The organism is Micromonospora sp. NPDC002411, assembly GCF_053592955.1.
Map to the genome: position 1 here is coordinate 1 of NZ_JBSFBM010000333.1, position 7,412 is coordinate 7,412.

General features: G+C 62.0%; 6 protein-coding genes. 5 read left to right on the forward strand and 1 reads right to left on the reverse strand.

Going from position 1 to position 7,412, the window contains the following annotated elements:
• The first annotated feature begins 326 nt into the window (after positions 1 to 326).
• The 3 genes from ACWCO3_RS28595 (at position 327) to ACWCO3_RS28605 (ending at position 4,436) form a co-directional block, all read left to right on the forward strand.
• The gene (locus ACWCO3_RS28595; protein ID WP_450012986.1) at positions 327 to 1,400 is read left to right on the forward strand and encodes a hypothetical protein; all 1,074 of its coding nucleotides are present in this window, start codon (positions 327 to 329) and stop codon (positions 1,398 to 1,400) included.
• Positions 1,401 to 2,331: 931 nt separating this feature from the next.
• Entirely contained in the window at positions 2,332 to 3,582 is a 1,251-nt protein-coding gene (locus ACWCO3_RS28600) for a DNA cytosine methyltransferase (protein ID WP_450012988.1), read from the forward strand.
• A 74-nt stretch (positions 3,583 to 3,656) separates the two neighbouring features.
• Positions 3,657 to 4,436 (forward strand): very short patch repair endonuclease, encoded by a 780-nt coding sequence (locus ACWCO3_RS28605; protein WP_450012996.1) that lies wholly within the window; start codon positions 3,657 to 3,659, stop codon positions 4,434 to 4,436.
• Here ACWCO3_RS28605 and ACWCO3_RS28610 read toward each other — a convergent pair.
• The gene (locus ACWCO3_RS28610) at positions 4,429 to 5,340 is read right to left on the reverse strand and encodes an Eco29kI family restriction endonuclease (RefSeq protein WP_450012990.1); all 912 of its coding nucleotides are present in this window, start codon (positions 5,338 to 5,340) and stop codon (positions 4,429 to 4,431) included. The genes ACWCO3_RS28605 and ACWCO3_RS28610 overlap by 8 nt on opposite strands.
• A 198-nt stretch (positions 5,341 to 5,538) precedes the next feature.
• Between ACWCO3_RS28610 and ACWCO3_RS28615 the strand changes: the two genes are divergently transcribed.
• Positions 5,539 to 6,138 (forward strand): hypothetical protein, encoded by a 600-nt coding sequence (locus ACWCO3_RS28615; protein ID WP_450012992.1) that lies wholly within the window; start codon positions 5,539 to 5,541, stop codon positions 6,136 to 6,138.
• Positions 6,135 to 7,172, forward strand: a complete 1,038-nt coding sequence (locus ACWCO3_RS28620) for a DUF262 domain-containing protein (protein WP_450012994.1) — start codon at positions 6,135 to 6,137, stop codon at positions 7,170 to 7,172. The genes ACWCO3_RS28615 and ACWCO3_RS28620 overlap by 4 nt, the downstream gene beginning before the upstream one ends.
• Positions 7,173 to 7,412: the final 240 nt, after the last annotated feature.

Consider the following 7,412-nt stretch of genomic DNA (forward strand, 5'->3'; position numbering starts at 1 on the left):
GCCGATTCGGATCGAGGTCCATCTCCGAGCCAACCGGCCTGCCGTCGTTCGCTGCAGTTGCTGTCAAGTGTTGCGGGGTGGGTCGATCTCTCGCCCAAGTAGCCCAGTTAAGCCCGCCCGAACGTGCTGTCAGCACTAGTCCATGCTTGTCACTGGATCGGCGTCGACCTAGCCCCGTCGTGCCCGCCGGAGGAGCCTGGGGCTAGTCATCGTAAGCGAATTCCGGGATGCTTAGTGGCAAGTTCCTCCGCTAGAGGCAGAAGTGACTCCCGCCAGGCCGCTTGCGAGGGCAGACAAAATAGCCGCAAGAATGCGAGGAGTGATCCATGACAAGCCAAGGCACACTCTTCTATAGCGAAGTCTTTGCGATGCTGGATCAGCAAGGAATACGGAGCACACGCGATGTCAACTCGCTCCGCCCTGACTACTCGAATAAGGGCTGCCTGTATTTAACATCATATACATTTCCCTGGGTAGCGGACGTTTATTCTCTCGTTCACGCAGGACTGAAGGGGCGCGTCCACGAGATCCAGCAGGGCAAGGGGCACCGGATTCTGTACGACCCACCGTACAGCGCGTGGTGGTTTAATGACTGGACGCCCACGGACGAGGTTTTCCGAATGCGCGGTGCATACGCATGCCTCTTCCCGGGTCGCGTCACGTTCAGATCGGCCCCGTTCCGGGACTCAGAATTTTTGGGCATGCCTCGCAATGTCTACATGGTACCGCTGGACTTCCTCATTCAAGCCGTTATCTTGCGGTCTGCTCTTACCCGTGGTCTCGCTGAGCTCTTGCCGACCAGCATTCGCTACGAGGAGGATGTCGAATCGATTGGGGTTCTCAGACACAACATAGTCGATAGCAGAGCACTGGACGTAGCTCCTTCCTTCATAAGGGTAGAGGGCAGTGGAGCTGGATGGGAGAGACTCCGGAAAGCGACGGAATCCGATGGTGGCGACGCCGTCGAGCGGCAGTTCCTCCGCACCCCTTGGCTGTTCGGGGTTGACATCGATGCATTCGTGCGCCTAATGGACGACGACGAGTCCTTCTTTCTATATGATCGAGCGGTGGCTCGCCTGATCTCCCCGTCTTCGCCGGGCGATAGCGACACGCTACTAACCGCTCTGGACGATCTGGCCGCCGCGACCAGCCGCCTACACAGAACCTTCCGCAAACAACAACGCGCGATCTCTTGGAAGAGTGGGGCCACTGGACTTGGCTCGATTGTGACCGTCGCATCATTTCTCGGCCCTTCGTCTTTAAAGGCCGTGGCTGCTGGAGTTGGCAGTGCATCACTTGTGCAGGCCGGCCTCGCTATTCGGGACTATGTTGCCGCAAGGCGAGACCTGTCCGACAGTGATTATTGGCTTCTCTGGGGAAGCATGAGGAACAACAAGTAGGGCCCATGCGCCGACATGCTCGGAAAAATGACTGACGGACAATCTCTCAACTGTCGCCGCCCCGACCAGAGCAGCGCCCATTACCGCCCCCACTCAGTCCGATGGCCGCCACGTGTCCGCTGATGTCCTCGCGGTCGCCTGCTCTCGCCCTAAGCGGCGCCGACCTCTCGCTTACAAGCTCTGTGCAGCTCGTCTGTGCTCGTCCGTCGGTGGTCGGGACCTCGGGGCGGGGTCCATCGCTGCGCATTTCCGCCCGTCGTCGTCTGGTGCTGTTGCTGTCACCGCTGCTGCCGAAAGCAGTTCGGGCAGGTTCTTAGCGGTGAGCTCCGAGGACGCGACGGCGCTGTCAGCCGTCACGCTGGTCTAGGAGGAAAGCTAGCCGGAGTGTCTACGAGACTTCCTCTTGGGTCGAGTAGACCTCCGGCATTTGGTGTCCGACACCCTTCTTCCACTGGTGCCGCTGGGCGGCGTTCTCCGCCTCCAGTGAAAAGGGCCAACCGTCCGGACCGCGAGAGTGGGCACCGCACGAGCACCGCCAGTGGTAGGCCATCCGAGTGTTGCTGCGGGTGGGGGCAGACGCGGTGCCACCGAGCACCCGCAGAATTTTCTCGATCATGGCTGCCTCCCGTTGCCGTGCTCGCAGAGAGTCTAGGTTCTACCGAGTCGTGCGATGACCATGACCCAAGTCCCTGCGGCCCCGCTTCTCAAAGGCGGCTCCACGCAGTGAACCTCGGCCAACCAGACTCGGTGAGTGGCCTTCGCGTCGCTGACTCTGCCGTCCTTGCCATCGGTACTCGTGTGTTGTCGGACCTTCCGCTGACTTCTCGCTGACGGCGGCCCGGTGGGCGGGCGCTGGACTCACGGCGAGAGGTTCTTCACGACACGCACACACGATCGAGTACTTGATCAAAATCCGCGGTATTGTTTCCTCATGACACGCCGCAAGAAGCCCACCGCCAAGACAGGCCCGGGTGTGGGTACCAGCATCGAACTGTTCACGGGTGGCGGCGGCTTGGCTCTGGCGATGCATGAGGCTGGGTTCCGTCACCTCTTGGCCGTGGAGCTGGAGCGGCGGGCGTGTGGGACGCTCCGGCTGAACGGGGCCGTCGACTACGAAGAGGGGTCCCCCCTACCTAAGTTGCTGGGTGACCGTTGGCCGCTGCGACAGCGCGACGTGGGGGAAGTGAACTTCGATCGGTGGCTGGGCGAGGTTGACGTGGTCGCCGGTGGGGTGCCGTGTCAACCATGGAGTTTGGGGGGCGCTCACAAGGGCTTCGATGATCCCCGCAACCTTTGGCCGCAGCTGTTCCGGTGCGTGCGGGAAACTCGGCCGCGAGCGATCGTGGCGGAGAACGTCAAGGGATTGCTGCGCCCGTCGTTCAAGCCGTACTACGACTACATCATCCGGGAGCTGTCGGCGCCGTTCGAGGAGCGGATCGAGGGTGAGGACTGGAACGACCATGACAAGCGCCTGACCAAAGCCCTCCGCGCTCATGACGTGGACCTCACCGAGCGGTACGACGTCAAGTACAAGCTCGTAAACGCGGCGGACTACGGCGTTCCGCAAGTGCGGTGGCGGGTGTTCGTCGTAGCGTTCCGCAAGGATCTCGGGCTAGCTGACTGGGAGTTCCCGGAACCGACTCACTCGGAGCTCGCGCTGAAGCATGCCCAGGACAGCGGGGAGTACTGGGAGGAGCATGGCGTCCCGCTGCGGGAGGATCTGCTGCCGGAAGTGCTGCCACTGTCTGACGGCAAGCCGCGCTGGCGGACCTTGCGAGACGCGATTTGGCCAGCATCGCCAGAATCGCGCTCCCTGCGTCTTCCAGAGCCTGTAGGCGACTACATTGAACACCCTGACTGGCTGCACCACGTCGGCTGGCCCGGCGCTCGTCAGTACCCGGGTCACACTCCCAACGACCTAGACCGCCCGGCCAAGACGGTTAAGGCGGGCGTTCATGGCGTGCCGGGTGGCGAGAGTGTGATGCGGCTCGATGATGGGTCGATCCGATACATGACGGTCCGGGAGACCGCCCGGGTGATGACGTTTCGGGACGACTGGCGGCTTGACGGCCCGCGCGGGGAGCAGATGCGTCAACTCGGCAATGCTGTCCCGGTGGGGCTCGGACGGGCGATGGCGGAATCGGTGGCGAAAGCATTGCAGCGGGCGAGCGAGCAGGCATAGGCGACAATCGTTTTATGGCCACTCAATGGCGGGACGCCCCGCCCACCGACTCATCGTGGAAGCCGGTCAAGGGCATGTCAGCCGGCGAACGAGCCGATGAACAGGACACAGCTGCGGGCGGGCGAGAGAACAGGTACCTACCCGGGTCTTCAGGCCGGACTGTCCTAGCCTCCATCTGCCTGCGGCTTCCACCTAAGTCCCGGCGCGTGTATGCGTACCTTCGATGGCCGGAAGGGCGGAAGACACGCGAGCGATACGTCTGCCAGGTCGGCTGCGACACTCGGGAGGAAAACCTCGCGCAGGCATGGCGACACGCCCTGAGCCTCGGACTGGCTTCGCTTCAGCGGCCGAAGGAAGCGGCGCAGTCTTGGGCTTCATCTCCAGCCGTACGTAGCGTCATGCGCGCCAACCGCTCCCGCGATACCCGGCCAGAGATGGCCCTTCGTTCAGCCGTACACGCCCTCGGGCTGCGCTACCGGGTAGACCGCCAACCGTTGGCCGGACTGCGGCGAAAAGCTGACCTTGTCTTCGCCGGCCCACGCATCGCCGTCTTCGTTGACGGCTGCTTCTGGCACGGCTGCCCTCGGCACTACCGTCCGTCCACGCGCAACAGCGAGTTTTGGTCAAGCAAGATCGAGGGCAACCGGAACCGCGACGCACAGACCGACGAGAAGCTGGCCGCCGCGGGTTGGACGGTAATCCGGGTATGGGAACACGAGGACACGCAGCAAGCGGCTAGCCGGATCGCACAGGCCGTGCTGGCCTTACGCACCGACCCGCATCGCGGAGCCGGAGCACTAGGCGGGTACGCGAACAGGAAGATCAGTCCAGCGTCCCCGTTCACCGTCACATGAGGCGGCCTTCGGCCTCCGACTCCATGCTCAACTGTTCGGCAACCAGCGTGTTCTGCTCGGCGGTGGCCTCCGGATCGTCCGCCGGATCGAGTTCGTTGTCCACCACCCGGTGGTCAGGGATCTCAAGGCCGAGTCGCGCCATCTCGGAGAGGAACCGAGCCTGGTCCTGGACGACGACCCTAGGTCCGCTCTCGGTCTTCTTCTTCGGGCGCCAGATCGGCCGTTTTTGGTACGCGTCCAGCACGTCAATAGCCGCAGTCCGCTCCGGTCCCTCTTCGAGGATCGACGCGGCGACTGCCAGGTCGACCCTCTCACGCATCTCCGCCAACGTGAACCGGCGGTTACATAGGCGCCCCGCACGAGGCCGGCCCGGATGGACTGTATCCCAGATAGACCGGGCGTTCTGGCGATCAGAGCCCGGGGCGTTCGCGCCGAAGCCGGGCATCACGGTGTTCCAGAGAACCGGCCGGTACTCGCGTAGGAGCGCCCGCTCGGCAAGCACGATCCACGCATCGTCAAGCGGCAGATACCGGACCTTGAAGTCGGCGACCTTTAGCGTTTGGCTCGCCTCAGCGGCGGAGTCCGCGTGCTTCTTGATCCGCTGCACGAGTTGGAAGCCGTCCGGACTGGCGGGATCTCCATAGCTGGAGTTCCCGGCCTCGGCCTTCCCAACATAGATCGGGACCTTGCGCTTGGTGGTCTTGAGAGGTGCGTAGAGATCGAAGTCGCCGAGGTAGTAGAGGGCGTAAACCCCGGCGCCCAGGAAATCGCGAGGTGGGAAGTCGTCAAGCTCGGCCCGCTCCAGTCGCTCGCGCAACACCTCCTGGAGATTCCCGAGCGCCAGTGGGTCGAACACCTCGACCTGCCGAGCTTGGTCACGCCTCGTCGGGCGCCTACGCGTCATGACGGGGAGGATAGCGGCAGGTGATCAACCGGCGCTTGCCCCTCAACCGCTGTCTTGCGGCTTCCCTGAGGGTTGGCACCCGCCCGACGTGCCGTTTCACCCCAATTGCGGCAGTTGGGAATCGCAGTTGGTCGCGGCCCACCTTCGGCTGGCATTTGCCGCGACATCCCCAAGGCCAGACACAGGTACGCTCCCTACGTGCCGGAGTTGAGCCCAGGGGACCTCGCCAAGGCGGTCGAGGCGTTTAAGCTGCGGTTGCTGCAGGAGGGTTCGCCACTCCAGATAGTCCGAGAAGTTGTCACCTTCGGTTCGGCGACTGTCATTTCGGATGTTGATTACAGCTCGATACGGGAATATGCGGGTCAGATCCTCAAAGTGTCCCCGACGCGAGATGTCTACATCGTGGGTTCAGCGAAGCTTGGGTTTAGCATCAAGCCGGGCTCTCGCTACAGGGGATTCAACGATGAATCTGACGTAGACTTGGCCATCGTCTCAACCTCCCTGTATGAGCGGCTATGGGAGCAGGCGCGCTCATATAGTCGTCAGGGCGGCATCTGGGATAAAGATGATCGAAACCATTTCAAGAATGACCATGTCAATGGCGTAATCAAGCCATACCTGTTGCCCGACTCGCCTGTTACATCCTTGAAGGCAACCCTCTTTGACCTGGGTTCCGCTCTTCAGGCTAGCGGCCGATCCAACTACCGGGTCACGATAGCGGTCTGGTATACGATAGACGCGCTTGAAGATTATCAAAGTGTCGCTGTGAAGCAGTGCCGGGAGGAGTTGGCCACATGAAGACTACGGCCACAAACAAGAAGGTGCGAGAGCTAATGACGGCCCTCCGAGAGGAGACGCTGGTTCCCCGCCCTTACTTCCAGCGGCGCCTCGTGTGGACTGCTCGTCATAAGCAGCTCTTCATCAAGACAGTCCTTGATGGCTACCCTTTCCCCGAGATCTTTCTTTGCGACGGCGAAGTGGACCTTGAGACTGGCATAGGCACTCAGCTTGTTGTGGATGGCCAGCAAAGGATCACGACGCTCTACCAGTACTTCGTCGGTTCTGATGACCTGCGGTTGGGCGATGTTCCACGTTACCGGGACTTGTCGGAGCCGGAGAAGCAGGCTTTCTTGGACTACGAAGTAGTCGTCAGGGACCTAGGTCGGCTCAGCGACGAGGATGTTCGTGACGTCTTCCACCGCATGAACTCCACCAACTATTCACTAAACGCAATGGAAGTAAACAACGCCCGATTCAACGGCGCCCTCAAGCAGTTTGCGGAAGAGGTCTCGAAGTGGTCCTTCTTTGAAGACCACCGAGTCTTCACGCTCGTCGACGTGCGTCGGATGAATGACGTGCGTTGGGCCCTAACCCTTCTCATTACGCTCCTGTCTGGATACTTCAACCGCGACTCGGAACACGAGGCGTTTCTACGTCGATACAACGATGACCTCCCGGAGAAGGACCGGCTACATGCCGAACTCGAAGAGACTCTGAACTTGATTGATCGCCTAGAACTAGACCCCGGAAGCCGGGCATGGCAGAAGAACGATCTTCTTACGCTGGTCGTCGAGATATACCGGCGGGATCCAAGGCTATTGCTTGACCAGGATGCGCTCGGTGAAAGCCTTCGTAGCTTCTATGCGGCAGTAGATGCCGTGTCTGACGGCGTGAAGCCAACGGCGTGGGAGGATGACGCTCCTGCATATCATGCGGCCGTCATATCCGGGAGCAATGAACGTGCACGGCGACTACGCCGCGCCGCAGCAATCGCTAAGGTGATCGACCCATACTTTCCCACTTTGAGTGCGAAGACGCCCTCAAAGCCTTAGTGCTAGATGACCATCGGTCTGCCGTCGACCCGCCCTCTGGGGAGCGGGCCGCCGCCCGGCCCGTCACGTCAAGACGGCCTTGACGCAAGGTCGGACGCTGGCTGGGTCGGGCGGGGGTCTGCTCGGCTGGGCCGGGTCGATGGCTGGCCCCGAAGCCCGGCTCGGCCCCGAAGCCCGACTCCGGGCGATAGGTCGGCTCCGCGCGGTACGCCGGCTCGGCCCGATAGTCGGGCTCCGGCC